Here is a 26,651-nt window from a genome sequence, read left to right as displayed (position 1 = left end):
TCATCCTTCGCTGGAAAGCGCAGCCGTGTCTTGTTCGGTAGGTTCCGGCCGAGCCTGGCGCACGCGGATGCGCTCATCACGTTCGATGCGCTCCCGCTCCTCGAAGCGAAGACGGTTCTCATGGTTCGTCAGAGCCGTTTCCATGTTCGAGCCCACGGCCTCGGCGTGCATATACAGGAGTGCCGCGAGCACGCCGATCGAGATCAGCGCGCTTCCGATGGTGAGGCCGACGATGTTCGGAGTCGGGTCGGCGGCGAGGAACGAATACGACTTCGGCCAGCTCGATACCGCGATGCTGACAACGACGACACCGAGCGCGAGACCGCCGATGGAGGTCGGGAGGAGAGGCTTCATGTCCACACCATATCGGCGGCGGGGACATCGAGTGATCGCTGTCAGCCGGGTGGTACGAGTACCCTCAGATCATGCCCCGCACCCCATCAGCTGCCGCTGCTCACATCGGATCCCGGATCAGCGCAGCGCGCGCAGCACGTTCGATGACCGTCGACCAGTTGGCCGTGGCCAGCCGGATCGACTCGTCGAACATCCGCAGCTACGAGTCCGGACGGGCGCTGATGAGCGTGCACTCGCTTGTGCGCATCGCTGAGGCACTAGAGGTTGAAGCAGGCGCGCTGCTGGATGGCGTGAGCTCAGAGATGTTCGGGCTGGAGCGGGAGCGTTGAGACGACTTCCTTGAGGTCAGCACCGGACGTCAGTAGATGTTGATGCCCATCTCGGCAGCAACTGCGTTCAGTGCTTCGTCGTCTGGTTCGATGTCGACCTCATCCACGAGGCGAACACCAGTGCCGTCGAAGACGGCCCAGCATTCCTGCGACCCGATGCGGGAGCTGTAGCGGATGCCGCTATAGAGACCCAGACCATCGTCGTCGACTCGCGTGTAGGCCCAGCCGGCCAGGGCGCGAGTGAGAGTCCTGCTGGATCCTCGCACGAGACCGATGTCGAGGTTCGCCAGACCGAGCGTCCGCAGCACATCGCCTGCTTGTTGGGTTAGGAAGGTGTGCGTGACCACGGCGTCGATGTCGATGAATGGTCTGGGGTCCGCGAGCTGGAGTTTTCGGAGCCTGCGCGAGGCCCGCCACTCTCGCGATACGGCGCCCGGAGGGACACGACCTGGCTCCAACCCTTCGGAGGCGAGCTCGGGTGCGAGTGCCGAGAGGCGGAACTGTGCGATGGTCTCAGCGTAGGCACCCTGTGGATCGGTGGCCGCGTAGAGCACGCCACCACCGGGAACATCGAACCGATTCCCGACGCGGTCGTTCTCGGCATCGAGTGGGCTGATCCTCGAGAACCGAAGTGCAGTTGTTGCGCGTTCGACGCGCCAGAGGGCATCTGGCGCGTCGACCAGGCGCGGCTCAGCCGGCATTCACGAACGCACGAGCTGCAGCCATCGCATCGCGCACGCGGCCCTCACGCAGAGCCTCGACCGGAGACTCATCGCCGAGCTGGGGGTTCATGCCCATGAACCAGGCGCGGATGACCTCGTCCGGCTCGACCTCGCTGAGCACCTGTGCGATCTGGAAGGCATCGCGCAGCAGATCTTCCTCGCGTGCCGGCGGCTCGGCATCGCCCGCTACCCACCGGGTGACGGCACGCGGCGTCCGTGCAGTGAGCACCGCTACGACGTCGCGTCCAAGCACCGTCCGCAGGCGGCTCACCACCTCGGGGATAGCTGCAACGACGGCTTGGCCGTGCGCACTCCGGCGAATCGGGCGATCCATCACATTGGTCATGGAGCCAGTTTAGCGCGGATGCCACATAATGTCACTGGATATGACCCATGTTTTGACCGGGGTGGCGGCAGTGCTCACTGCTCGGCGCGACTGAGATCGGTGAGTTCTTGTGTACTTCTGTGTACTCGGTGTACTCCTGTGTACGAGCAGATCATGTGCGTTGCCGGTGTACGCCTGATAGCTGGTAAAAGTACGAAAGAATTGCGCCCAAAAAATGCACGCAGTCTTGCGGAACAGCTCTACTCGCCGACGAAGGCGGACGCCGCAGCGAGCACTCGGGAACCGGCTTCCTCGAACGGGTCCTCGTGCAGCACGCGAGCCGGCGAACGGTCAGCGAGGTGAGGGTTCATTCCCTGGAACCAGGTGGGCACAACAGCGTCGACTTCGCTCTGGCCGATGAGAGTCGCAACGCGGTGCGCCAGGCGCAGTCGTTCTTCGGTCGCGGATGTCGGGCGGCGGGTAGCTTCGGCCCACTCGCGAACCGTCCGGGCGTCGGAGACGCGCGCGATGTACGCCACCAGCTTTGCGCCTAGGGCGACGCGCAGGTCGTCGACGATCTCAGCGGTGGTGGGACCGGGGCCTGATGCTGAGGAGCGTGTTGGTGTCAATACGTCCTCATCACCGAGAGAGTCCATCGCACGGCGCATCCTGTCGAAGAAGCCACTGGCCAGCTTAGGTTCTCGCTGAAGCACTCGAACGATCACCCCAAAGTCGGCGGCGATCAATACCTCCAGCGCATTGCGAACTTCATCCTCGGAGGGCGATACTCGCTGAACCATAGGACGCTCCTTCCTGAGTGGTCTTGCACGAGATCCGAAGCCCTGTGGACGCGCAGTGTCGCGTGAGCGTCACTCGTCAACGGCCCCGGCGATGAAGGACTCCACCGCATCTGCGACCTCACTGTGACGATCCTCGCGGATCGCGGTGATAGGGGTGTTCTCTCTCAGGCGGGGGTTTCCGCCGATGAACCACTGACGTGCGACATGCTCGCCATCGGCTGCGGCCAGGAGCGTCCACTGACGGTGCGCGAACGTGAGTCGGCGCGTGGCATCAGGGCGGGGCTCCGGACCGTCGTCCTTGGCCCAGCGGATTGGCAGCTTGCGATCTTTCGAACCGGCCAGCGATGAGACGAGCGTGGGTCCGAGGGAGGCATTGAGCTCACGCGTGATCTCGTGAATGTCCATCTGCATGCTCCCGTCACCTGCACGCAAGGTCGATGTCCACCGCAGTCTTCTCCATGTTCTGCAGAGTGAGAGTGATGTTGTCGAGGTTGAGTGCGCGGACGGCGACGAGGATCGTGTCCGCGTCGGCCACGAGCGAGTCGCGCAGCGGTGAGACCTCCTGGTCCATGGTGATCTCACGCAGCGGATCGATGTGATCCTCCACCTCTGCGGCAGCAGTTTCGATGCTGGTCGCTCCGATCGGGTCGCTGGTGAGCAGGTTCCTCACCGTCAGCACAGACTTCGTCGCACCGCTGATCAACGCCGTGCAGCTCGCCTCGAGCGAAGGCCCGGAGCACCCGGTGAGCGTGATCGCGAGCACGGCGCTTGTGGCGGTGATGATGGCGATACGCACGGGTCTCATGGGTCAGTTATACCGCGGTGCGAGGCTGCGGGAACGCCAGCGCGATCAGAGCATCGCCGGGCAGGTCAGTAGACCAGGAAGTCCTCGAGCGTCGGCTTATCGTCAGTACCGCTGACGGTGCACTCCATGTTCGTTGCGCGCGCGGCATTCGCCTCGTTGGTGACCTCGACTTCGCTGTCGATATAGATCTCATCGTGCCGGACCTCGAGGTGAGCACCGAAGCTCTTCATGTCGAAGCCGTACGGGAATTGCTGCTCGCCCGCGCGCGTGCAGATCACCACGGCCATCGCTTTGGTGAGGCCCTCGTCGGTCTCTCGCAGGGTCTGCTCTTTGTCAGCGTCTTCGTCGATCTTCTCGACGGTGAGAACCACCGTGCTTCCGAACTCGACCAATGACTCCGGCGCAGGGTCGCTCGCCGTGACCGTCCAGTTTTTCTTGATGATCACCGGTCGGCGGCCGCCATCGAGATCGACCTCCAGACCCATCAGCTCGACCGCATCGATTGCCTGAGCGGCATTCATGCCGATCACATCGGGCACGATGCTCTGCTGAGCAGACTCGGAGGGCGTGGGCGTCGAAGAGGGCTCTGGTTGCGCGGTAGCCGGCGTAGACGGCGTCTCGCTCGGCAGCAGCGACTGGGTAGAGCAGGACCCCGCTCCGACAGACAGAGCAACAGTCAGCAGAGCGACAGCGAGGGGACGAGTTACGCGCACGTCGAGACTCTACTGGAACGAAGGTCCGCAGCTATGCGACGAGGGTGCGAAGCGAGACTCGGCTGCGTGAGAGGTGCGTCACCCCTTGGCGCGTCGGAGCATCTCCTCGACCAACTCGACGTCGCTGTAATCGGCGAGAGCGGGATAGACGATAGAGATGTCATCGGAGATATCGTCCACGGCGAGGTAGCCGGCGGCGACTAGCCCTTCGAGGGGGCTACGGCCGTATGTGCGCGCGACGTGCGCAGCCTCACTCGGCGTCGGTGGTCGATCGCCGCGGCGCCAGTAGCCGACCTTGGAGCCGGACACGTTCAGGCGTCGGGCAACCGAAGACCCCGTCGCGTGCTGTGTGATCTCGTTGAGGTACGTCGACCAGCTGTGTGCCACAGATTCATCCAATCAGTCGTACGAATCCATTGCGACTCCTGGCAGCGACGTACGCTGGGCGGATGCAGGATGCAGCCGCCTTCGATCAGTTCGCGATGCAGCCGAAATGCCCCCGATGCGGCACGGTGCTCCGCGACGTCAAGGGTGGCTACGTATGCGTGGCCTGTAACGAGGCGTACGCGCTGCCCTCCAAGGAGTCGTCCTCCAGCAGATGACCAACACCGCCCGGCGACGCACATGATGTGCTGCCGGGCGGCGTTGGTTGAACACAGCGTCAGCTGGTCGGGTCGAGCTCCTGGTGCTCGACGATCCACTTCTGCAGACGCGGGTACACCCAGAAGCCGTAGATGCCGATCGTGATGATGCACAGCAACAGCCATTTGATCCAGTGGCCAAATAGGCCCGGAGCCGAGCCCGTGAAGCGCAGGCGCTGGCCGTTGATCCAGGTGTGCTTCGTCTTCCAGCGATACGTCATCACGATCGCCCACGGGTAGCAGATGCCCAGGGTGAAGACCGTGACGAAGAAGCCGGCGATGCCGATCCCGAGCCAACCGGCGGCGCCGCCGGTGAAGCCGAACTGGAGGTGAGGCAGACGTGATGCGTTCGGGGCGATCGCGACGTTGTCGTTCTGTACGGACAAGGTGTTCCTTTCGTGCTGCACGGGTGCAGGCTTGTCCGGCTCGTCGGAGTGGCGTGCCGGATGGGTGTGTGAGAATGGTGGGTCAGCTGGCGTTGGCGCGGCGGAAATAGCCCTGAACTGACACCTCTGAGCCGCTGTGATCTCGGGTGTCGCGGATCGTGCCGTCGACGACTGCGCTGAAGTGGTCGTCGATGAAGACGATCAGGGTTCGAGTTCTGGCCTTGCGCAGGATCTCGGCATGGAACGTGTGGGACTCCTCGCAGTACTCCCACCCAGAGCCGAGAGCGTTGAGGACGGTATCTGCTCTCAGTGCCGAATCCACGGACTCGTCGTCCTTGCGGATACGCCGCCGCTTGAGGTCAGCGGTGATCGAGTCGCGTACGTCGGGATAGTCGCGGCCGGTGACGATCGCGATAGCGCGGACACCGCAGTCTCTCGTGTCGGCCTCGACGCCGAACTTCGCGCGATCGGCGTCGTCAAAGGTGGCCGCGAAGCCGCCTCTCGACTCTCGGATCTCTCCCAGGGTTAGCGGTTCACCCGACTTCGATGCCGACGAGCTCACTGTGCGCACCCGAGGTTGTTGACGACGACGTACATCCGCTTGCCGGTCTGCGTCCCGCCCTGCCAAGCCTCGACGGTGTCGATGGCTTCTTGATAGGAGCTGTACGCACCTGCTGGATCAGGCTCCGAAACGGCCCATGTGGGCTGGAAGGAGTTCGTGGTCGTCGAGAAGCTCATGGCGCATTGGACCGCGGCGAGACTGATCCCACCAAGCTTCTCAGCCTCTGCAGAGAGTACATCGACCAACCGAAACTGTTGCTCAGTCTGGTCATCGGAGACGCCGTGGCCGTGCTCAGGTCCGACCGCAGCGTTCACCGAGGCGTTCGAAGCCTGACGCACAGCATCGGGGAACGGCTCGCCCCACTTCACAGCGATGAGCTGGTCGCCCACTGGGTAGCCGGCGATGATCTCGCCGGCCTTCTTCAGCTCCTCGACCTGCTCAGGCGTGAGCACGTCGCCGGCGGCGACTTCGGGCGCGGGGGCCTCGGTCTCAGCAGCGGGCGTTGTGGTCGCCTCGGGCGCTGCGGAGGTGGGCTCGGCTGCGCAGCCGGTGAAGATCAGCGCGCCGATCAGAGCCACTGCCCCGAGGGCAGAAGACTTGAAGTACATGGGGTCCCCTTCGTGTCGTTAGTACTATCGGCCGGCGTGTGAAGTTGAGTAGCGGCGTCCGCGATTCCGATGCGGCTGGAGCGTCTCGTGCGGATCGACGTGTTTGTCGTGTCGAGGTGATTGCATAGAGCCATGACCGACGGAGCCGGTGCCTGCAATGATCAGTACAGGCCGCGCCCGAAGTGCGAGCGTGACTGCGAGCCCATCCCATTCGGCCAAGCCAACGGCGCTAGCGTGGACGTTCTCCTGCTTCTGGTCGAGCAAGCTGAGCCCGTCGTCGAGCTGCGTTGCCTCGAGCCGTTTCGGGTTGATCTGCCCGCCCCCGTGGCTGCCCGACTTCCTTGTTGTACTGCGTGACGCGCTGCGTGCCGGAGACCATAGGCCTTAGGGCCGGGATGCGCTCGAGCAGACGGCGAGCACACGACGAACTAGAGCGACGCGTAGTACTTCTGATAGCCCATCAGCTTGTCGCGCAGGTCGTCGCCAAGGGCACCGAGCTTGTCGGAGAGCGCCATATGCTGCTTGTACCCCGGCTGCGAGACCCACTCTGTGAGGCGCGTGCTGTACATGTCGTCACCATCTGCCGATGCGACTTCTGCGAACAGCCGCAACCACGCCGCAGCGGCTTCCACCAAGCCATTGAATTGCTCTTCCAATTCCGCGTCGTGCGCCGCACGGGTGAGCGGCAGCCGCGAGAGCTCCTCGATCTGCCGAACTAGCCGCCTCGGGATCTGGTACGCGAAAAACTCCGCGAGCTCCGTGAGCGTCGCCGGATCCGACGCGTAAGCGTAGAGCGTCTGTGCAAGGGAGCGATCTTGCTCTCCGAGCGCGGTCTTGGCGGCCACCTGGGCCGAATTCCGTAGATCCTCTAGAGCCGCACTCGCGTCCTCGGCCGCCTTCCTCGCTCGTGTGGCCTCCGTACGCTCCCTACCGATCGCCGCAACTGCGTCCGCCTTCGTCTGCTCCCCGTCAGAGCGCGCGGCGGTGGCCTCTGCTGTCGCTCCTTCTGCTGCTGCTTTCGCGCCTGCGAGACGCGCGCCGAGAATCATCACGCCGATGATGAGCAGCACGATGGAGGCCCACAGCGCCCATACCGCATTCTCGTTGATCCGTTCCCCGGACTGAACCACCGCCACCACGATGGTCACCAACGAGGACAGCACCCCTACGATAAGGATGACGGGGGTAAAGATATATTTCTTGCTCTCGTCAGGCATGGCCCGAGACTATCGCCGGTGCGTCCGAGCTTGCGATGAGCATCCGGTCGCCAGACAACCGATCAACAAACGGTCGTCTGCCGAACGCTCGGTGGCTGATCAAACGACACGCTCAGAGCATCCGTGGATCAACGCAGTGCATTCCGATAGACGCGTTCGCCGCGCCGGTGTCGCCGGCCGATACGGTAGGGATCGAGTGACCCGCTAAGGCGCCACGCACTCGAGAAGGAGACCCGATGACACTCGCGCCTGCGAACCCTGACCACCTCACGCAGCGAGAGCTCGAGCGGGCTCTCTGGGGAGCTGCGAATGCACTCCGTGGCCCGGTCGATCCAGGCGACTTCAAGGCGTACGTGTTCCCGGTGCTCTTCTACAAGTGGATCAGCGACGTCTACGACTTCCACCACGAGCAGGCGCTTGACGACCTGGGCGACGAATGGTCGCAGGAGTTCGAGGACGAGGACTACCAGGCCTTCGTCATCCCCGAAGGCTCTCACTGGGACGACACGTTCGAGGTCACGAAGAACAGTGGCAAGGCACTGAACAAGGCCCTCGTCGCCATCCAGGAGGCGAACCCGGGCAAGCTCGCCGGGGTCTTCGGGGACGTGAACTGGTCCAACCAGGAGCGCATCCCCCAGTCCGCGCTCCGTGCGCTCATGCAGGTCTTCGACAAGCTGACGCTGGATCCCAACCACATCTCCGGCGACATGCTGGGCTCGGCATACGAGTACCTGCTGCGCGAGTTCGCTGAGGCATCCGGGAAGAAGGCCGGCGAGTTCTTCACCCCGCGGCACGTCGTGCACCTGCTCGTGAAGATCCTGGACCCGCAGACAGGTGACTCCGTGTGTGACCCCGCCTGCGGCTCTGCGGGCATGCTCGTGGAGACGACCGAAGCCGTGAAGCTCGCCGGCGGCAACCCCAGGTCGCTGTTCCTGTACGGCCAGGAGCAGAACCTCACCACCGCGGCATCGCGCGGATGAACCTCTACCTGCACGGCGTGGAGGACTTCGAGATCAAGCGGGGCGACACGTTCCGTGACCCGAAGCTCAAGGACGACGCCGGACGCCTGCGGAAGTTCGATGTCGTGATCGCCAACCCCCCGTTCTCGCTGGACAACTGGCCGGCATCGACCTGGGCGAAGGATCGCTACAAGCGAGCCCTGGGCGGCATCGTCCCGCCGGCGAAGAACGGTGATTGGGCGTGGATCCAGCACATGCTCTCGACCATGAAGGAGGGCACCGGACGCGTGGGCGTCGTGATGCCGCACGGCGTGCTCTTCCGCGGCGGCCGCGAGGCCGAGATGCGGCAGTGGGTGATCGAGCAGGACAAGCTCGAGGCGGTGATCGGGCTTCCGAACAACCTCTTCTACTCAACCTCGATCCCGGTGTGCCTGCTGATCTTCCGCGCGCAGAAGAGCGTCGAGCGAGAGAAGCACGTGCTGTTCATCGACGCACGCTCCAGATACAAGCCCGGCAAGAACCAGAACACGCTCAGCGACGACGACGTCGACGCCATTGACGCGGCGTACAAGCGCGGTGAGGACATAGATGGTGACGGGGGCCTTGCGCTGCAGCTCGTGCGCCGGGAGAAGATCCGCGCGTTCGACTACGACCTGAACATCGGTCGGTATATCCAGACCGAGACTCGCGCCGAGGCGGACGTGGATGCGGCGCTGGCTGCGCTGCGTGACGCGCAGGCAGCGATGGATATTGCGCGTGCCGCGTTGGATGTGCGGCTGAAGGAGGCGGGCTTCGATGCGTGAGGGGTGGCGCACGGCGGAGCTCGGAGACCTCTTCGAACCGAGCAACGCACGCCTGGGTGCGCACTACGCTGAGCCACCGGTGTTCTCCGTCTCGAAGTACGACGGTGTGATCCCGGCAGAGACTTTCTTCGGAAAGCGTGTCGCATCGGCAGACCTGTCTACATACAAGCTGCTGCCAGATCAAGCCTGGGTCTATTCGACCATTCACATCGACGAGGGCTCAATCGCTCGCAACAATCTTCACGTCGACGGCGTGGTCAGCCCGATGTACACCGTCATGAATTGGACTTCTTCGCTCGACGACCCGCGATATGTCGAGCAGCTGCTCCGCTCACGCGAGATGCTCGCGGTCTATGCCGACAACTCCCAGGGATCAATCAACCGACGGCGCAGCCTCGCATGGAAGTCCTTCAGCCAGATCGAGGTAGAGCTCCCGCCCCTCCCTGAGCAGCGACGGATCGTGGACCTGATCGCCGCCGTCGACGATGAGATCGATGCGGCGGATAACGAGGCGCGCTATACCGCCCGATTGCTCGATACTGTGCTCGATGTCGCCACCTCATCGGATGCACGGTCGATCGGGTCTGTAGCGACGATCTCGTCCGGGGCGTCTTGGGTGAAGGCTGATGTTCGGCCGTCTGAGGATGCAGGGTCACCAGTTCTGACCATCGCGAACACGAGGCCCGGTGGCATCGTGAGCGGGGCCCCCGCCTACGTGACTGGGCTCAGCCCCAAGGTGGGCAGACTCACCGCGTCTTCTGTTGTCGCGATCCGAACGAACGGGAACCGCGACAGGATCGGCAACGTGTATCGCGTGCCAGACGACTACCTTGGGGCAGCGGTATCGGCGTTCCAGTTCATCGTGGAGCCACTCATTCCTGAGGACAGCAGCTACCTCTACTGGATGATGCGGCGGCCAGGTTTCCAGTCACAGGTGACGAGGGCTGCCTCGGGGTCGACTGGGCTGGGCAATATTGCGGCCGGCAAGCTGCGCAATTTGAGGGTTCCGTGGCCTGAAGACATCACGCAGCGTGCCTCAAGCGTGGAGGTGTACGAGGATCTCGACTCAGCTTGCGCCGCAGCCCGCGCCCACGCCGAAGCCCTCCGCACCCTACGTAGCAATCTGCTTACTGTGCTGCTTTCCGGCAAGCACAAGATCCCCTCGAACTATGACCTGTTCCTGAACTTCGACGAGGAGGCTGCAGCATGACTGGCTACACCGAGAAAAGCACGGTGCAGGCCGCGCTCATCGATCTACTGATGGATGCAGGCTGGACGCACGTGGAAGGCAAGGACCTTCCCCGGACGACGCAACAGGTCTTCATCGAGTCCGACCTGCGGGACGCTATAACGCGGCTGAACCCGGAGCTCGCCGGACGCACGGATGCCGTGCTGGCGAAGGTGCGCCAGCTGGCGCTGTCGGCCGAGTCCGAAGGGCTCATGGTCGTGAACGAGGAGTTCACGCACCTGCTGCGCGGCGGCGGTACAGTGCTCATGCCGGACACCAACCATGACGAGCCGTTCCAGCTCCTGGACTTCGTGAACCCGGAGAAGAACACGCTGCTGGTCTCGGACGAGGTGACCTACCGCGGTGCCCGGTTCGATGTGGTGCTGTGGATCAACGGCATCCCCGTGGTTGTCGGCGAGACGAAGACGCCGGTGTCGGTGGTGAAGAGCTGGAAGGACGGCGCGAAGGACATCTACACCTCCTACGAGGAGCACCAGCCGGAGTTCTTCGTCCCGAACGTGCTCTCGTTCGCCACCGAGGGCAAGGACTTCCGCTATGCCGGTGTGCGCACCCCGCTCGATCACTGGCAGCGATGGGGCTCGAGCTCCGTGCCTGCGATGGTCGAGGGCTGGGAGCGGGTCGTGATGAGCGTCACCGGCCTCCTGGCACCGCGCGTGGTCCTGAACCTCATCGAGCACTACGCGATGTACGACCGGCAGGACGGCGGCTCAGGCCAGACCATCAAGCTACTGCCACGCTATTTCCAGTACGAGTCGGTGGAGAAAATCGTCGCCCGCGCGACCAGCGCGGCAGGTTCTCGGGGCCTGATCTATCACACGCAGGGGTCGGGGAAGACGCTCACGATGTCGTGGGTGGCAACCCGACTCTACTTCGACCCGCGGATGCGCAACCCGACCATCGTCGCCGTGGCAGACCGCACACAGCTGGTCACCCAGACCTTCGCCCAGTTCGCCTCCGCGGGCGTGCCGGAGCCGGTGAAGGCCCAGAGCACCGCAGCGTTGCAGCAGGCCCTCCGAGATGGAGCGCGGGGCATCATCGCCGCGACCGTACACAAGTTCGCCGGCGCCGGGGTCCTCACAGAGCGAGAGAACGTCATCCTCCTCGTGGACGAAGCGCACCGCACACAGGAGGGGGCGCTCGGCTCCGACATGCGGGCTGCCCTGCCGAACGCGCACCGGTTCGGCTTCACGGGCACCCCGATCGCGGACCTGGACCGGAACACCTATCAGCTGTTCGGTGACGAGCGAGATCCGGGGTGGGCGCTGGACACCTACGACTCGGATCGATCAATCGCCGACGGCACGACCGTGCCGATGAGGGTGATCCCCAGGCCTGTCAGGTTCGACGTCGCCAAGGAAGAGCTCGACGTTGCGTTCGATGCTCTCGCCGAAGAAGAAGAGCTCAGCGACCAGCAGAAAGACGCCTTCGCGCGCCGGGTCGCCAACGCCCGGGCGATCTTCCATAACCCCGAGCGCATCCAGCAGGTCGCGGCCGACATCGTCGCGCACTTCTACGCCTCAATCGATCCCCACGGGATGAAGGCGCAGGTCGTCGTCGCCGACCAGGAGCTGTGCATCCTGTATGAGCAGGCGCTGCGCGTAGAGCTCGCCAAGGCCGGCCGCGCGGCCCAAGTAGCTGTAGTGATCTCCGCCACAGGCAAGACCGAGTTCGAGTCGTACAAGCTCTCCGAGGGCGAGGAGGAGGCGCTGCTGGACAGATTCCGGGACATCGAAGACGACCTGAAGTTCCTGGTGGTGACCGCCAAGCTCGGCACCGGCTTCAACGCGCCCATCGAGGGTGTGCTGTATCTGGACAAGCCGATGAAGCTGCACACGCTCTTCCAGACCATCACCCGCACGAACAGGCCCTGGAGGCACCCGGGGACGGGGTTCACCAAGCGCTACGGCACGATCGTCGACTACGTCGGACTCGGTGGCGCCTTCGCACGCGCGATCGCACCCACCGACCCGGAGCACGCGCAACGGCAGATCGAGGCCGACACGCTGCTGCAGAGCCTGGACGCGGCGCTGAAGGAGATGCGGCGTCGGTTCGTGGGGATCACCCGTGACGGGTCGATGGACTCGCTGCAGCAGGCCCTGGAACGGGTCCCGCAAGACAGCGAAGACCGCGCCGAGTACCGCGCCGAATACCTGTACGCCCAGGGCCTGTGGGAAACCATCGCCCCCGACGAGCAGCTCTCGGACTGGGAGAGCGACTACCGCTGGTACGCGCAGGTGTACGCCGCGATCCCGAGCGAGGGTGATGAGGACGACATCCTCTGGGAGCGGCTGGGACCGAAGACCCGCGAGCTCGTGCACGCGCACATGCTCAACGTCCGGGTCGACGACCGCAACATCGCCGTGGTGATCGCCGATGCCGAGACCATCAAGAAGATGACCGACTCCGGTCAGCTGCCGGCCGTGCCGACCGAGTACGAGGGCAAGTCCGCGCAGGAGATCGTCGATTCCCTCACAGCGCGGATCCGCAAGAAGCTCGAAGGCGGTGGCGCGAACGTCGGCGCCTACAGCTCGATCGCCGAACGGCTGGACCAGCTACGGCAGAGAGTGATCTCCGACGCGGACGACTCGGTTGCCTGGCTTGTGAAGCTGTTCAACGTCGCCACCGACCTGAAGACCGTGGAGGACTCCGACGAGGAGGGCGTGCTCGCTGACCTGCCGGACCCGAACGTGGGGATGCTCACCCGCATCTTCGACGAGCACAAGCCGGCCGGGATGACGGTGATGGTGAGCCAGATCGCCAAGGAGGTGGACCAGCTGGTAAGCCACGCGGTGCACCCGCAGTGGACGACGAAGGAGTCCTCGATGAAGGCCGTCAAGCGCGAGCTGAACGCCCTGTTCAAGAAGTACGCGCTGCCGCGCACGGGCGAGCCCATGGAGTCCGCCTGGAAGTACATCCTGAAGCATTACTGACGGGGATGGAGGCCAACACAGTGAATGGGATTCTGGAGGTGAGTCATGGGGTTCCTTGACAAGCTGCTCATCGGCGGCGCCGTGGCGGTGGTCGGAGCACTCGCCGTAAAGGGCAGCAAGGAAGCCGCTGCGGCCGCCAAGGAAGAGCAGCGCCGCCGCGAGTCATCTCCGAGGTTCATCCCGTGGCTGACCGAGCAGGACTTCGCCCTCATGGTCGGCTACGTGGCGTCGCAGAGCCCGCGCGTCATCCGCGCGGAGGTGACGGGGTTGGTCGTGGAGATCACCGTTCGCTCCAACAGCGGACTGACGACGTGGTCTGCAGACCTGGACTTCAACGACTACGGGAATCCCTCGGGGAAGTACTGGATCCGCACCGAGAACGACCAGTCGCCCGTTCCCGGGTGGTTCGCGGACAAGCTCGCCGAGCAGATGATTCAGCGCTTGGATCAGGGGCAGGTGCGTTTCGGCTGAGCGGCGCGCGCGTTAATCTAGACCGGGCAGAGACTGTCGCCGGGTCGGCTCATGCACTCGGCTTCGTGTCGGAGTCGAACATCGCAGAGGTGATGCCCGTGAGCGGCTCGCCGGGATCAACGTTCAGGTCTCCGCGAGGCGCACCAGAGTGCGCACGTTCATCATCGCGCGGCCGTTCTCGTAGCTGCGCACATTGGAGCAGTCGATGCTGGATGCCGCTACGAGCTGGTCGACAATGAGGCCGCGCTTTTGCCTGTGATCGCAGGGCGCTGCCGAGGTGGATGGATGCCGCTGATGAACGTGCGTGCCATGGTGGGGGGTCCCCCTGATCAGACGTTCGGCCAGTCGCTGGTGAGGTATGCCTCCACGGCACGGCGCCGGAAAGAGTAGGGCTTGCCGCGGTCGATGATGCCGCGCACGGTGTCGAGGCGCTGCGCGGTGGGACAGGCGTCGGTGACCTTCTTGAAGCCCATCGTCTCCGCGATGCGCGTCAGCGTGCGCTCTGAAGACGGCAGCTCAGCGTTGGATCCAGCATATGTTTTCGGCGATACGCCGGCATGACCGCGATATCAGCACCCTGCTGCAAGTCGGCGACTACGGGTGCTCGTGACCCTCGGCAACCACGAGGAGTGGAATCGGATCACAGCCGTTCAAGGGCAAGGTCCGGGCATGGCGATCGGAGTGAGCGATGTTGGCTGGCTACTGCCGAGCCCGCGAGATAGTCGCGGGTGGACGGTCGGCCGAAGGCCGCCTTCGTCGGTGGAGGACCAGCGTAGACGCCACCCTCCCCGGACATTCTCAGCATCGCGTATCCACTCACAAATGAGCAAAGCATGCCGTAACGGCGCCTTCGCGTCCGCTCCAGGCTTGTATCGCACCCCTACGGTGGTGCCATGAGCCTGTCAACTGACCTTCGAAGCGACCCCGAACCGCCCAGCGGGCAGCCACCGTCCGAGGCGACGTTGCAGCGTCTCGGCCAGGCAATCGCTCACGTCGGAGGAGACTCTGAGTACCTGGCCGACGCACTGGCTGACTTCCTCTTCGTGCAACGCCCATTCGTGCCGAATGCGCTGGCACAGCACGACGCGAACTACCTCGTGGAATCCGGAGCATTCACCCCCGATGAGCTCGCAGATGCAATGCGAATAGTTGAGCGAGGATCCTTGCAGCTCGGCGCAGCACTGAACTTCCTATCGAACCTCCACGCCACAAGGTCCCTCGGCGACATCATGGGTTTCCTTAACCTAGCCAGCGAAGCCGTGACGCAGGCCGTGCAGGGCGGGCGGCTATATGCGGTCGTTATTTCCGGTCAAGTGCGGTTTCCTGATTGGCAGTTCAGTCTCGAATCGCCCGGGAGGCTCCTCCCCCACCTGCCTGAGGTCATTGAAGCACTCGCGGGCTGGGACGCGCGCAGCATTTCCGGATTCATGGCCACCCCGCAATCCGGCCTGGTTGCAGAAGGGCGACAGACACCGGTGGAGTGGCTGCGACGCGGTCTCGATGTCACCGCGATTCGCAAGATTGTGGAGGAGCGTGAGTGGCGATGACGCCCCGCATAGCGAGGGACAGCCGATTCGTCTGGCTAGCGGAAGGAGAAAATCTCGTGAGCGTCGCTCCGACCAACCTCGAGTACGAAGACCTTCTGGAGGACGCCATCGAGAGCACGCCCGAATTCTTGGGATTGCAGTTGCTGATCATCGGACGACAGTGGACAACGGAGTGCGGAGGGAAGGTCGACCTCCTCGCCGTGGACGCTGAATGCCGAATCCACGTCATCGAGCTGAAGCGCGAGAAGACTGCCACATACTTTCTGGCGCAGATCCCTCGCTATGTCGCCGCAACCGAAGGCATGAGCGTGGGAGACCTTGTCCGCGCGTATGCAAAGCACCATGATGGTGAAACGCTCGAGAAGGCGTTCCTGGCCTACTTCGGCACACAACTGCCGACCACGATCCCTCAGTCACCCCTTCTCACCGTCGTCGCGACATCTTTGCCCGCGCCAATACTGACTGTGGTCAAGTCGATGGTGCGCAACCACAACTATTCGATCGACGTTGTTCTGTTTCGTCATCTGCGAATCGGAGGAAAGTCAGTCTTCATCCGCCTGCTACAGACCGAACCCGGCATAGCCGCTGAACCTTCAGCGCCGCAACAGCCTCCTATTGCGCTCGATCCGACCCCCGAACGCGGTGAGGACACCCGCCTTATCTCAACCATCGAAGCACTTTCTCGCACTCAGATCGAGCAGTCGCGCCTCCACGTATCGATCGAGTCCAGGCTGGAGGACTTGAGCGCACGAATCAACGCTGTTGCTGCGACGACGAACTCCATCAAGAAACGACCCCGCCAGCCACGTCCAATTGAGCCCGACGCGCAAATCCTCGCGTTCACTGCGTCCTACTTTCCGCGCCTCGTCTGGCACTTTGTCCCGTTCAGCTTTGTCTACGCCCTCTACGAGCACTGGGTTCACCACGAGGGGAAAGGCAGATCACCAACAGTGCCGATCCCGCCAAAGCGGTTCTCACGACTACTTCCGCTGGCCGTCGCCGCTCATGACGGTTGGAAGCCTCACCAGTGCCGCCCGCTGCACCTAATCAGCGAGCCTGAACCGCTCACCGAGCTGGTCCCCGGGTGGCGGCTAGACAAGCCCGGGGAGCCAACTCGTGGGCTTCTTCGGATCGGGGCTGCGAAGTAAGTCGGTGATCCCGGAGCCCGGTGGCCAGAAAGGGCACCGGAAGCGGCGCGGCTCGCGTGGCGACCGGCCCGTCGTGCTGGACACCGCCGCCTACAAGAACCGCAACGCGAGCGGGCGCCGCTACTGCCGCATCAAGCAACAGCGCCGCTTCGCGACGCGCTACCACAACTCGCCGTGATCCACGGCGCAACCGTCGTTCTTAACGCAGCCGTCGCATAGGCCAATGCTCTGCCAGACACGCCCTAGTCGTCCGGGTCGTCAGGCCCGCTGTACGTCCAGTTCGCGGTACCGTCCCACTCACCTTCTACGACCCCCATAAGAAGCGATTTCCAAGTGGTGCGCCCTGCCAGGTATCCACGAGCAGCTCGAAGTCGCCAGGTCTCTGTCGTGAGCTTCAGCACAACGTCGATGGCCCGATCAAGCGTCACGAGAGTGACTCCAGGGCGACCTGACTTCGTGGCAAGGGCAAGGAGATAGTAGTCACCTTCTTGGCGGATGCGATCAGGATCAGGAACAAGCTCGTCGTCAACATCTGCAGCGAGCAGGTCGTGCATGTACCTGTTGCGTTCCTCATATGCGGCGGCCGCGCTGTCGATTGCGCTGCCGATGGCTACGTAAACGCTCCGGTCAGGTACCTGGGCGCAGGGCATCATCGTTCGACACTGATCTGCAACGATCGACCAGTTCTTCGACGCCGAGAGCATGGCCTCTCGTGAATCGAGCCCTCTGAGTTGTGCATGCAGACCGCGAAGTGCCGCGTCGAGCTCGACAGAGGACTCCGCAATTCTCCCTCGCACGAATGTCCATTGGTCCGATGCGTGCAGTTTCCGCAGCTGCCTGAGTTTCATGCTTCAGCGTCTCATCGTCTCGGGTCTGAGCACCGTCACACCGCCGGAAGGCTCTTCATGCCGGGCTCGATCTCGATGATGGATCGCTCCTCATCGCTTTCACCGATGATTACGTAGGTGCCGCTGTTGCGCACAGCTCTACCGAGGTCGGTGTCGAGGTCCATCATTCGCGCGTCATGGTCGGCATAGCCGAGTAGTTGCGCGATGAGCCAGCTTGCATCCCCCTGGCTCACGGAGTCGGCTTTCACGCCGGCATAGTTTTCGAACACCTGAGGAATCGGGAAGTTGGGCCACCAGTTGTTTCCGATAGCGGACTCGGCTACTCGACGGACGAGTACTGCGCCGAGACCGTCATTCACTGTGAAAACGCAGGCTGACCAGTTGCCGAAGTCACTGGCCCACCCCGACTCGGTGTCCTCCCAGAAGGCGACGAGAATCGAGGGGCGGGGCCCGGCTGTATCAGGGGCTCCGGCAGCCACCAGGGCTTCTCTGACTTCGAAGACTCGTTGCCTTTCGACTCGAATCTCGCGCTCGAGCATCGGTGCATCAGGCGGGAAAAGCAGCGACCGGAAGCCGGTGTTGTACTGCTTACCCAACCGCTCTACCTCATCGAGCACAGCCACCAGCGGGTGCGGAAGCTGGAGTTCGACCCCACCCTGGAACAGAGCTCTCGTGATTCGTTCCCCGCCGGAGAGATAGCCGGCCGCGCGTAGCTGAAGTTCGGAAAGGGGGTCTCGACGCGTGGATGCTACCTCCGAAACAATCTGTGTCGTTTGCGCGTTGTCTGTCCGCACCTCGAATCCTGTGAGGGAGCGTGTCCAGGCGCCCGAGGGTGTGTGAAAAGCCAGAAGGTACCGCCTGCACGCCAGATCGAACACCTCGATCTCGTCACCGGAGCTGACAGCGCCCAGCCCGTTCGCGTACTGAGCCCGCTGGTCGAAGAATCGGATGATCTCCTCATCCGTGGGGTTCTTGGTGGGCTCCAGGCTAACCCCGAGCATTTCGGAGCCGAGTCGATATCGCGCGTACCGTAGCCGGGGCTGTGGCAGGGGAATTAACCGTACGAGTTGCACTCGAGGGGTGAGCTCAGAGATGTTCTTGATCGTGCGCTCAGCTTCGGTTCTTGCCTCGGATGTCGAGAACCTTGCCGTGAAACTGATCGCTTGATTGTCGATACTCACGGTCGCGCCAAGAGTCAGAGGCTGGCTGTTGCCGCCGATGATCTTCCCACTTCGGAGCAACTGGCTCGATTGCTGCTTATGATCGGTGAGACTTGACCGCCCGAGATTCAGGATGGCATCTTCGAACTTTCCCAAGACAGGGCGGACGAAAGCGCCGAAGGCCACAGTGGCGAAACGTGGCCTCGGAGTGCTGTGGAACCGAAGCTGAATTTCTCCGAGAAGGGCTGCGGCATCGGTGATCCCTCCGATCGTGCTCCGAACGATGCCCACGCCCTGTTCTTCGAGGGTCTCGATCAGCATCAGTTCTTCGAGGTGCCTGATGAGTGGCAACGCGTCGAGGGCGAGCCCCGAGCGCGCCTCAGCATGCCGGATGACCTCTCCGATCTCAGCGCCTGGGGCCCACGCTGAGAACGGCTCGTTCACCTCGATCAGACCCCACAGGAGGGCGACCGCCTCGTCGGACAGCGTGTGGAAATTGGTGGATGGACCACTTGCCGACAACTTTTCGGCCGCCCTGGTGAGTAGCGCTGCCGCCGGTGGCACCCATGGATCGATGCTCTTTCGATCTTCGACCCAGAGACCGACGGCCTCGAGGGCCTCGGTGGCGACGCCGCTTCGCACTTTCTGCAGGAGGACTTGCTCCCAAATGAACGCACGACGTCGATCATGGAACCAGGCCTCCCCATCCGACCTCCGGACGAAGATGCCAGACTCGATCAGCTTGTTGATCAAGACTCCAAGCTCCAGCTGCGTGAGCCGCAGATATCTGGTGAGAAAGTCATCCGAAGGCGGATCCGCGAACGGGGCCAGTCGCGCCACCATCGTTTGAATCGTCTCCGGGATGCGCTTCCACGACGCCTTCATCAGCGCCTGGAACCCGTTCGGGGTGGCAATGTCGTCGAGCGATCCTTCAGCGCCGGATAGACGAATGGCATCGGCGATGAAGAGGGGGTAGCCACTGGAGATACGGGTGATCGTCTCCCAGCGAGCGGGCGGCACCTCCGAAGCGGCGAGCCACTGCTCGATAGCGGGTGTCGTCAGCGGCGGCAGTTCGTGCGGCAGAGTTCCCCTCACCGACACTTGTTGGATTACCTCATCGCCGGGTTCGTTGTTCCTGGTGACGCAGGCAATGATCCACACCTTGCCGCTGACAGCGTCCGTAAGCTCGATCATCAGGCCTCGGTCGTCAGGCGACAGACGTTCAGCGTTATCGAGCCGGAGAACGACAGGACGCTCCGCGATCTCGCTGAGGGCCTCCGATATGACGCAGAGTTCGGTCCCGCGGTCAGGGACGCGGATCTTCGCGAGCCGATCGTCGAAGCCGAGGAGACCGCCTTTCGCGATGTCGCCGAGCACCTTCTTGCCAACATCGATGGCCTCTTTTCCCAGCTTCGATTCGGCGTATGCGAGCGTGCCGGCGAGAACGGCGTTGAGTATCTCTCGGCCGCTGACAGATGTCACCCTCTCGCCTATGGACTTCACCACGCTCCAAGCAGTCTGGGGGTCATGCGCGTCTTCGAGGTATTGCGACATGCAGTCGCTGATCGCATCGGCGAGAGCGGTCTGCAGAGACCCCTGTACCGACTTCAGGACGATCGGCTTCGAAATCAGCGGGTCGCTGGGCCATGCGTTCAAGCTCGACAGAAAGCTCGACTTGCCGATGCCAGAGTCTCCAACGATCAACAGGAATCCAGGGGGCGCGGCGGTCACGGCGTCGAAATCGCCTTGCCGGCCGTAGAGGGAGGCTTCGTCCATGTCTCACATCATGGCGGAACAAATCGGGACACATCACTCCGATTAATACCCAGTTTGGCGTCCATCGCGAATCTGCCGCACCTGCCTCCAAGCTATGTGGGACGGGCGACAAGAAGAATGCTGGCGTGATTGCCGTCGACCCCATGCATAGGATCAGGGACATGACTTTGCCAGATTCAAGCGCGCAATCCGTGCCTTCACGCCGCATGGGGATCGGCTTCATAGTGGCAACCATCTTGGGCGTTCCAACGGCCGCTGTCGCATGGACTTGGTATGGCCTTGCGCAGTTTGAGGCACAGACAGAACAAGGCAAGGCTCTGGCTGCCGGAACAACCATGGCTGGTTCCGCAGAAATCATGGGTGGGGTGCCGTTGGTCCTCGCTCATCTCGTTGGGCTGGTGACCCTCGGGGTGCTCGGCTGGAAGGGACAGCGCGGCCGCGGCATCGGTTTCGCTTTTCTGGCGGTGGCCATCGCGTCGGTAGTCGGCATCATAGTTGCGCAGCTGCTATGGGAGGGACAGCTGTTCCAGCTCGGCATCAACAACGACGTGTATGTGCCCTGACGAAACGCTGCCACTATTCCGAAAATTGGACAGCGTTGCCCCAAACCCAACACCGGTAAGTCTTCTCGGCAACAACGAACTCGATGCCGACGGCGCTCTCGGTGCTGCGCACTAGCAACGCGTTGACGCGCGCGGGCTGTGGGCCAAACCGGATCCAAGCCTTGACCCGCTGCGGCCGTGGGTAGACGGTCATCGGTTGTTTGTCCAGGTCGAGCTCCCGGTCACTCAGAGACTGCAGCGGGCCAGCCGTCTTGGCGTAACGCTCGAGCTGCTTCTCTTCGGCGCGCAGGTCGTAGTGCTCGGCAAGCCGCTTGCTGGTGCCCATGCCGGCGCTCCTTCCTGTCCGGCCTGGAATCGAGGATAGCAATATTCGAACAGGTGTTCTATTCTCTTAACCCGTGAGCACCATTTCAGTCGAACACCAGATGACCCTGTGGATGGTCGACGACGTGCCTGCGCGGATGATCTACGCGGGCAAGCGCTGGCGGATCACCGACACTCCGACCAGACTGAGGCATTCTGTGTGGGAGGCACCGCGCGAGTCGAGCCTGGGGCTGTACGGCTGGAGGTTTCAGGGCACAGACGAGGACGGGTTGTCGCTGGTCTTCGATGTGTATAAAGGCGAGGACGGTTGGCATGTTCAGCGGGCCTATGACTACTGACCCTCGCGTTGCTCGTAGAGTCGGCACATGGAGTACGACGAGTTCGATGGCCCGGAGGGTGTCCCCGTCCGCCTGCCAACCAGCAACGGGTACCGGACTTGTGTGGAATGCGGCGAGGACTGCTATCCAGACCCGAGCATCAGCGTCGGCGTACAGGGTGTTCGCATCGCGTTCGTGTGCGCTCAGCACGGAGTGCAGAGCATTGTCGACCCTTTTGAGGGTAACCGTTGATCTAGGCTCGTTCTCGACAAAAGTGGCCCACCTGCAATCAGCGGCGAACGCCCGACGCTCCGATTCGCCTGGCGTTCGACCTGACGCCTGTAAGGCAACGTCTTCGACTCTTTGCTGGCGGTCCCACGAACTAGGAAGGTCGCCCGTGTACTCGTTTCTAGGGCTGTGAGATGTACGACCTCGAGCGACACCTCCAGGAACGAAAGCCGTGAGTTTCAGCAGGAACCGCTCCTGCTCAGGATGAACGAAGACAGCAGCAACTTCAAGAAGGCCAAGAGTGACTAGAACTCTTACTCGTCAGATCATGGATCGGCGCTCGTCGGTATGGCTCAACCGTGTGAGCCTCTCCATTGAGTCTGCCGGGAAGGTATCGCTAGTGGGAGCCGCAGCCCGATTGCCCTGGGCGCGAACTGTGTAAAGTTCAAGCGTCGTACCAGTGATCACTGACGGCGGGCCATCGACCAAGTACCCGGGCTCACCGCGCGACGCGGATAGCTTCGACCGTTCGAAGAACCCGGCCCAGACCGAAGACAGTCAGTCGTCTATGCGCGGCCAAGCCAGCGCCGTTGCAGGGGCCGGCGCCCGACCTTGGAGCAAGGGGACGGATTCTGCGGGGTCCTTCAGGCGAGTCCTCAGCAGCGTTCGCTTGCAGAGCGACCGTTAGACGGTTGAGCCGTTTCGCGTGGGTAAGCCGACATAATGTCTGTAACAGTCGCCAGTCGAGAGCTTCAAAAACACGGAGGCACAGTGGACGAAGGATGGCAACTCACCCGGCTCGGCTGGCGAGCGTTTCAGGACCTTTGTATGGCAGTCCTGTCGTCAACGTTCGGTCAGACCGTAGAGCCCTTTGAGGACGGTAACGATGAAGGTAGGGACGGCGCATTCCGCGGCGTCTGGCGCGACGACCTCACTGAGCAGGATTTAGCGGGAGCTTTCGTGATCCAGGCGAAGCACTCCTCAGCTGACAAGACACTTTCCCTGAGCAGTCTGTCCAGCGAGTTACCAAAGATCGCCGACCTTCACCACCGAGGCCTCTGTGACAACTACGTACTGATGACCAACTGCCGGGTTACAGGTGAGTCAAACGCCGCAATTGTCACAGCAATTAAGGCGCTTGGCGTGAAGGACGTCCGCGTTTGGGCGCGGACTTGGATCGAGGACAAGCTATCCAACAATTCAGAACTGCGCCGAATGGTGCCCAGAGTGTACGGCTTAGGTGACCTCACAGAGATTCTGGACGACCGTCGCAGGCAACAGGCGAGCGCGATTCTGCACGCGCTCGGATCCAGCACAGCGACATTCGTTTCGACAGCGCCCTACCGCGCGGCTCTGGACGCGCTTGATCACCACCGTGCCGTCGTCCTGCTTGGGGGTCCCACGGTTGGGAAGAGCGTCATCGCACAGATGCTTGCGCTTGGCGCGGTTGATGCCGGCGGTATGGACGTGATCAAGGCTACGTCGGCTTCGGAGTTTCTCGATGCGTGGAACCCGGGCAACCCGAATCGCATGTACTGGGTCGACGATGTCTTCGGCGAACTCTCGGCCGAGCCATCCTTACTGGACACGTGGAGCCGAAACATGGCCGCGCTACTCGCGGCGCGCGCTCAAGGAAATCGGTTCGTCTTCACCTCGCGTGACTACGTGTACAGGGATGCGGTACAACGCCTCAAGGAGGCCAACGTTCGGTTCTGGGATAGCGCGAGGATCGAGGTAGTCGTCAGCGAATTGACATCGGCGGAACGGCAGATGATCCTCTACAACCACATGAAGCTGGGGAATCAGTCAACTGACTTCCGATCTCGCATCAAGCCCCACCTAGAACATGTCAGCAACTTGAAGAGCTTTACCCCGGGCCTCGCATATCGGCTCGGGAACGCACGCTTCACGCAGCTTCTCGATCCGAGTGATCGGATTGCTGTCACATCCTTCTTTGACGATCCGACGGCTTACTTGGACGAGATTATTGGACAACTGAACGCCAGAGACAAAGCAGCGGTGGCGCTCCTCTTCGCAGCCGGAAATGAACTGCATTTACCCATCCAGGACTCGACTCGCGCGAGGGAGTTAGTGGTTGACCTCGGATCCACCCTTGAGTCGGTCCCTGCCGCGCTTGAGTCGCTCGACGGCACATTTGTCAAGTCTGAGACGTTCCCAATAGGCATGTCATACAGCTTTGCTCACCCGACGATCCGCGAGGCAGCGAACCGCTTCCTTCAGTCCGGCGTGGCGACAGTCGCGAGCATCGTCAGGGCCACTCCGTTCCCAGATCTTGTGAGACAGATTGATCTGCGCCATCCGGACGCAATCCCGCACAAGGAGCGTGGACGCCACCTCATCGTCGGTGAGGTTGAAGGACCTTCCGTTGTTCAGGCGGCCTTGCGCCACCTCAGCGGTGTTAGCGGCTCCGACGAATGGCGTGTCAAGTCCGACCTCCTTGAGCTGCTCGCGCGTCGAGCAAGCCCCGACGCGCGAGCGCTTTTCGTGGTTGACGGGGCGGAGCATGTATCCGACTGGGCTACATCCGTCGTCCATAGCCGCACGGCACGACGTCTGTTTGGGCTCCTCCAAAAGGAGCAATCGCTGCCGGACGGAGCCCGGGCAATGGCGTTAACTCAACTCGCTGATGCGGCACGGGACCTGCGATCCTCGGTCTGGTCGACAACTGAATGGCTGACGGAAGCCGAAGTCGCTGAGATCCGAGAGGAAGTAGTAGGAACGCTGCGAGATCCTGACGACCTTTTCTGGGGACTCAGTAGTTCATACGACGTCGAATCGAATCCCGATAGCTACCTTGAGGAACACTGGAACACGGTCGATGAACTGCGGGAGATCTTCGCCGACGACGATGACATCCTCGCTCGCGTGAGCTACTACCAGACGAGACTAGAAGTCGTGACGGCCGAGGTGAACTCAATGTCGCAATATGCGCCATGGGATGACGATGACGACGACCGTCGCGACGAACCAGGGGAACTACAGCCAGAAAGAGGTACACGTAGCATCTTCGATGATGTCGATGAGTAGATTACTTCGATCGAGCAGGCTGTTCTTGGTTCCCTGGCGGGCTCCCTACCGACGATAAGATCACTTATCGCAACGCACAGGTCTTTCGACCGGGATGCAAGCCCTAACCGACCTCTGCCAAGTCGATGAGACCGTCGCCGATGACCTCGGAGGTGGTGGGAATCTCTCCGCGCCGCTCGGCAGCGAAGTACAGGCGTGCGCGAATGCTCTTGACTTCTCCGCGCGACAAATGCCGATAGTCGACGTAGCAGTGCCCGGGAGCGCGCACCTTTCCTTCTTCGACAGGAGCTGCCGAATCGTCGATCGCCCACAGCCGCTCCGCGAACACCTCCTCGAGCGCCAGAGCCCAAACTGCGAGGGACTGCGTGCGCGCATTAGCGTTATGCCAGTCGCGAGCTTCCTGAGCCGATACAACCGAGCGTCGGGAATATGACGGCTTGCCACGATCGGAATCGGCTTGGCCGAATGCATGGGTGCCGACGCGTCCGTCTTTCGAAAGCGAATGCTTGGTGATCTGTCGGAAGATCAGCTCGGACGCGTCCTCGACGAGCGCTTCGCCTTCGCCGAGGTCGATGTTCCGAAGGGCCGTCTCCTCGTCGTCGAGCGTCACGTTTGATTCCGGCAGACTCATGCTGACACCTCCCGCACGAACGTGAGTACGTCCGTGATCGAACTCGTTTCCGTGAAGTCGCCTTCTCTCTGCCCTCGGTCAATGGAGAAAAGCTCGAACTTCAGATCCGCGGTTATCTCGATTGACCGGACGCCGCGATCCCCCACCCACTCAACGAGGACTCCTCCGGGAATGGAAGGAAAAACGGCCGGATTCGAGTCTGATGCTAAATCGACCGCCGAGAGCAACGTTTGCGTTGCGTCCAACACGTCGAAGCCGATTGGATAACTGGCGCCTTCGTCCGACCAATCCGTTCGAAGGCTTGCGAGTTCCGTGAGAAGAGGCGCCCAAGGACCTTCAAAGGTTAACTGCTCGACCTTATCCGTCGTCCAGAACCGCCACGGTTCACCGGCCTTGCTGTGGAGCAACCCAGAGACTCGCGTAACCGGACCCTCTGCTTCCGGATGGACAAGCGCTCGAATGTCTTCAAGCACTACCGGGTTACCGACGTATCGCGCCTTCAGATCCTTCCCATCGGGCGTGCGCAAGATGAACGTCATTTTCTCCGCGTCGATTACGGTGATCCGTCCGACGATGGCATCCGCGCGCTTATCGTCCTTCGGAGCTGTGCTCACCGGCTGAGAGTCGACCAAAAAGTCCTGCGTTAGGAGAATATCCCGCGCTTCAAGCCGCGTGACGACGTCGATCCGTACTGGAGCAGCATTCACCCCATTTACGTAGAACTCAATTGAGTCAGACTCAGAGGAAAGCGTTCCGCCGATTTGCGCGATTAGATCGCGGGCGTCGTACTCGACGCTCGCGGGCAACGGTGGAAGTGCTTCGCCAGAGTACGCGGCAGCAATGGTTTCGTTAGCCATCTCGTCGGCTTCGGCCTGGTACGTCTGATACTGCGCATGCTGTTCGAACACCACGAACACATCCGCACTTCCGTCTCTCAAATCTGAGATTGCTAGACGAAGGCTCTCGTCGAAGTCCGGTGGTACCTGCTCACCCGGATGATCCTCTTCCCACTCCGCTCGCGCGATGAGGCGGACAACCTCTTGGTACTTCGATATCTCCGGCAGCGAGTCAATTGGGAGGCGGCCGCCATCGAATCGCTCCCCGTTCAGACGAATTCGCCTTGGTTCGGGTGCGTCATCGGTCATGATCGACATCATATGTGCCACGGCGTACAGGACGCGACGTGC

The 26,651-nt window shown here is 62.4% G+C and carries 28 protein-coding genes and 1 pseudogene; 11 read left to right on the top strand and 18 right to left on the bottom strand.

All coding sequences use genetic code 11. From position 1 onward, the window contains the following. Positions 1 to 354 carry a hypothetical protein gene (locus IEV67_RS09805; RefSeq protein ID WP_188436414.1) on the bottom strand — a complete coding sequence of 118 codons (354 nt, stop codon included), beginning with the start codon at positions 352 to 354 and terminating at the stop codon, positions 1 to 3. A gap of 71 nt (positions 355 to 425) precedes the next feature. Between IEV67_RS09805 and IEV67_RS09800 the strand changes: the two genes are divergently transcribed. Then, positions 426 to 683: a helix-turn-helix domain-containing protein gene (locus IEV67_RS09800; protein ID WP_188436413.1), complete on the top strand. Its 258-nt coding sequence runs from the start codon at positions 426 to 428 to the stop codon at positions 681 to 683. Positions 684 to 712: 29 nt separating this feature from the next. On the opposite strand, the gene IEV67_RS09795 is transcribed toward IEV67_RS09800, so the two are convergent. The 11 genes from IEV67_RS09795 to IEV67_RS09745 form a co-directional block, all read right to left on the bottom strand. Next, the gene (locus IEV67_RS09795; RefSeq protein WP_188436412.1) at positions 713 to 1,384 is read right to left on the bottom strand and encodes an RES family NAD+ phosphorylase; all 672 of its coding nucleotides are present in this window, start codon (positions 1,382 to 1,384) and stop codon (positions 713 to 715) included. Further along, positions 1,374 to 1,751, bottom strand: a complete 378-nt coding sequence (locus IEV67_RS09790) for a hypothetical protein (protein ID WP_188436411.1) — start codon at positions 1,749 to 1,751, stop codon at positions 1,374 to 1,376. Before IEV67_RS09790 ends, IEV67_RS09795 begins: the two co-directional genes overlap by 11 nt. Before the next feature lie 239 nt (positions 1,752 to 1,990). Next, the gene (locus IEV67_RS09785; protein WP_229702999.1) at positions 1,991 to 2,530 is read right to left on the bottom strand and encodes a hypothetical protein; all 540 of its coding nucleotides are present in this window, start codon (positions 2,528 to 2,530) and stop codon (positions 1,991 to 1,993) included. A 69-nt stretch (positions 2,531 to 2,599) separates the two neighbouring features. Beyond that, positions 2,600 to 2,941 (bottom strand): hypothetical protein, encoded by a 342-nt coding sequence (locus IEV67_RS09780; protein WP_306440987.1) that lies wholly within the window; start codon positions 2,939 to 2,941, stop codon positions 2,600 to 2,602. A 7-nt stretch (positions 2,942 to 2,948) separates the two neighbouring features. After that, positions 2,949 to 3,335: a hypothetical protein gene (locus IEV67_RS09775; RefSeq protein ID WP_188436410.1), complete on the bottom strand. Its 387-nt coding sequence runs from the start codon at positions 3,333 to 3,335 to the stop codon at positions 2,949 to 2,951. A gap of 65 nt (positions 3,336 to 3,400) precedes the next feature. Further along, positions 3,401 to 3,874 (bottom strand): PASTA domain-containing protein, encoded by a 474-nt coding sequence (locus IEV67_RS09770; RefSeq protein ID WP_188436409.1) that lies wholly within the window; start codon positions 3,872 to 3,874, stop codon positions 3,401 to 3,403. Between the two features lie 252 nt (positions 3,875 to 4,126). Next, a complete protein-coding gene (locus tag IEV67_RS09765) occupies positions 4,127 to 4,435 on the bottom strand; it encodes a helix-turn-helix domain-containing protein (protein WP_188436408.1) in 309 nt (102 codons plus the stop codon). A gap of 274 nt (positions 4,436 to 4,709) precedes the next feature. After that, positions 4,710 to 5,075, bottom strand: a complete 366-nt coding sequence (locus tag IEV67_RS09760; protein WP_229702997.1) for a DUF898 family protein — start codon at positions 5,073 to 5,075, stop codon at positions 4,710 to 4,712. Positions 5,076 to 5,157: 82 nt separating this feature from the next. Continuing rightward, positions 5,158 to 5,646, bottom strand: a complete 489-nt coding sequence (locus tag IEV67_RS09755) for a hypothetical protein (protein ID WP_229702995.1) — start codon at positions 5,644 to 5,646, stop codon at positions 5,158 to 5,160. Then, positions 5,634 to 6,245, bottom strand: a complete 612-nt coding sequence (locus IEV67_RS09750) for a hypothetical protein (RefSeq protein ID WP_188436406.1) — start codon at positions 6,243 to 6,245, stop codon at positions 5,634 to 5,636. Before IEV67_RS09750 ends, IEV67_RS09755 begins: the two co-directional genes overlap by 13 nt. Before the next feature lie 428 nt (positions 6,246 to 6,673). Then, on the bottom strand, positions 6,674 to 7,462 hold the full coding sequence (locus IEV67_RS09745; protein ID WP_188436405.1) for a hypothetical protein: 789 nt from the start codon (positions 7,460 to 7,462) through the stop codon (positions 6,674 to 6,676). Positions 7,463 to 7,698: 236 nt separating this feature from the next. On the opposite strand from IEV67_RS09745, the pseudogene IEV67_RS19175 reads away from it, so the two are divergent. From IEV67_RS19175 to IEV67_RS09725, 4 genes and pseudogenes are all read left to right on the top strand, one after another. Beyond that, positions 7,699 to 9,224: pseudogene (locus IEV67_RS19175) on the top strand (type I restriction-modification system subunit M). Positions 9,225 to 9,303: 79 nt separating this feature from the next. Then, entirely contained in the window at positions 9,304 to 10,434 is a 1,131-nt protein-coding gene (locus tag IEV67_RS09735; RefSeq protein WP_188436404.1) for a restriction endonuclease subunit S, read from the top strand. Next, entirely contained in the window at positions 10,431 to 13,403 is a 2,973-nt protein-coding gene (locus tag IEV67_RS09730) for a type I restriction endonuclease subunit R (RefSeq protein ID WP_188436403.1), read from the top strand. Before IEV67_RS09735 ends, IEV67_RS09730 begins: the two co-directional genes overlap by 4 nt. Positions 13,404 to 13,448: 45 nt before the next feature. Then, the gene (locus IEV67_RS09725; RefSeq protein ID WP_188436402.1) at positions 13,449 to 13,874 is read left to right on the top strand and encodes a hypothetical protein; all 426 of its coding nucleotides are present in this window, start codon (positions 13,449 to 13,451) and stop codon (positions 13,872 to 13,874) included. A 329-nt stretch (positions 13,875 to 14,203) separates the two neighbouring features. On the opposite strand, the gene IEV67_RS09720 is transcribed toward IEV67_RS09725, so the two are convergent. Then, on the bottom strand, positions 14,204 to 14,347 hold the full coding sequence (locus IEV67_RS09720; RefSeq protein ID WP_188436401.1) for a hypothetical protein: 144 nt from the start codon (positions 14,345 to 14,347) through the stop codon (positions 14,204 to 14,206). Positions 14,348 to 14,767: 420 nt separating this feature from the next. Between IEV67_RS09720 and IEV67_RS09715 the strand changes: the two genes are divergently transcribed. Genes IEV67_RS09715 through IEV67_RS09705 form a run of 3 tightly spaced genes read left to right on the top strand, consistent with a single transcriptional unit; the run spans position 14,768 to position 16,747 of the window. Continuing rightward, the gene (locus IEV67_RS09715; protein WP_188436400.1) at positions 14,768 to 15,421 is read left to right on the top strand and encodes a hypothetical protein; all 654 of its coding nucleotides are present in this window, start codon (positions 14,768 to 14,770) and stop codon (positions 15,419 to 15,421) included. A 56-nt stretch (positions 15,422 to 15,477) separates the two neighbouring features. Then, positions 15,478 to 16,569 carry a PDDEXK family nuclease gene (locus IEV67_RS09710; protein WP_188436399.1) on the top strand — a complete coding sequence of 364 codons (1,092 nt, stop codon included), beginning with the start codon at positions 15,478 to 15,480 and terminating at the stop codon, positions 16,567 to 16,569. Then, the gene (locus IEV67_RS09705) at positions 16,538 to 16,747 is read left to right on the top strand and encodes a hypothetical protein (protein WP_188436398.1); all 210 of its coding nucleotides are present in this window, start codon (positions 16,538 to 16,540) and stop codon (positions 16,745 to 16,747) included. The genes IEV67_RS09710 and IEV67_RS09705 overlap by 32 nt, the downstream gene beginning before the upstream one ends. 64 nt (positions 16,748 to 16,811) lie before the next feature. Here the strand turns inward: IEV67_RS09705 and IEV67_RS09700 are convergent, their stop codons facing one another. After that, positions 16,812 to 17,417 (bottom strand): hypothetical protein, encoded by a 606-nt coding sequence (locus tag IEV67_RS09700; RefSeq protein WP_188436397.1) that lies wholly within the window; start codon positions 17,415 to 17,417, stop codon positions 16,812 to 16,814. 35 nt (positions 17,418 to 17,452) lie between these two features. Then, positions 17,453 to 20,353, bottom strand: a complete 2,901-nt coding sequence (locus IEV67_RS09695) for an ATP-binding protein (protein WP_188436396.1) — start codon at positions 20,351 to 20,353, stop codon at positions 17,453 to 17,455. Between the two features lie 161 nt (positions 20,354 to 20,514). Here IEV67_RS09695 and IEV67_RS09690 point away from each other — a divergent pair, with 161 nt between their 5' ends. Continuing rightward, positions 20,515 to 20,916 (top strand): hypothetical protein, encoded by a 402-nt coding sequence (locus tag IEV67_RS09690; protein ID WP_188436395.1) that lies wholly within the window; start codon positions 20,515 to 20,517, stop codon positions 20,914 to 20,916. Between the two features lie 13 nt (positions 20,917 to 20,929). Here IEV67_RS09690 and IEV67_RS09685 read toward each other — a convergent pair whose 3' ends face one another. Continuing rightward, positions 20,930 to 21,241: a hypothetical protein gene (locus IEV67_RS09685; protein ID WP_188436394.1), complete on the bottom strand. Its 312-nt coding sequence runs from the start codon at positions 21,239 to 21,241 to the stop codon at positions 20,930 to 20,932. 73 nt (positions 21,242 to 21,314) lie between these two features. On the opposite strand from IEV67_RS09685, the gene IEV67_RS09680 reads away from it, so the two are divergent. Both IEV67_RS09680 and IEV67_RS09675 read left to right on the top strand, forming a co-directional pair. After that, a complete protein-coding gene (locus IEV67_RS09680; protein ID WP_188436393.1) occupies positions 21,315 to 21,578 on the top strand; it encodes a hypothetical protein in 264 nt (87 codons plus the stop codon). A 1,035-nt stretch (positions 21,579 to 22,613) separates the two neighbouring features. Then, on the top strand, positions 22,614 to 24,833 hold the full coding sequence (locus IEV67_RS09675; protein ID WP_188436392.1) for an nSTAND3 domain-containing NTPase: 2,220 nt from the start codon (positions 22,614 to 22,616) through the stop codon (positions 24,831 to 24,833). A 103-nt stretch (positions 24,834 to 24,936) separates the two neighbouring features. On the opposite strand, the gene IEV67_RS09670 is transcribed toward IEV67_RS09675, so the two are convergent. Both IEV67_RS09670 and IEV67_RS09665 read right to left on the bottom strand, forming a co-directional pair. Next, a complete protein-coding gene (locus IEV67_RS09670) occupies positions 24,937 to 25,464 on the bottom strand; it encodes a hypothetical protein (protein ID WP_188436391.1) in 528 nt (175 codons plus the stop codon). Further along, on the bottom strand, positions 25,461 to 26,609 hold the full coding sequence (locus tag IEV67_RS09665; RefSeq protein WP_188436390.1) for a hypothetical protein: 1,149 nt from the start codon (positions 26,607 to 26,609) through the stop codon (positions 25,461 to 25,463). The genes IEV67_RS09670 and IEV67_RS09665 overlap by 4 nt, the downstream gene beginning before the upstream one ends. Between the last annotated feature and the right edge of the window lie 42 nt (positions 26,610 to 26,651).

This window comes from Microbacterium murale (genome assembly GCF_014635185.1).
GTDB classification, from domain to species: Bacteria; Actinomycetota; Actinomycetes; order Actinomycetales; family Microbacteriaceae; genus Microbacterium; species Microbacterium murale.
Note: the sequence above shows the minus strand (reverse complement) of the source record. Positions and strands in the feature narration are given on the sequence as shown.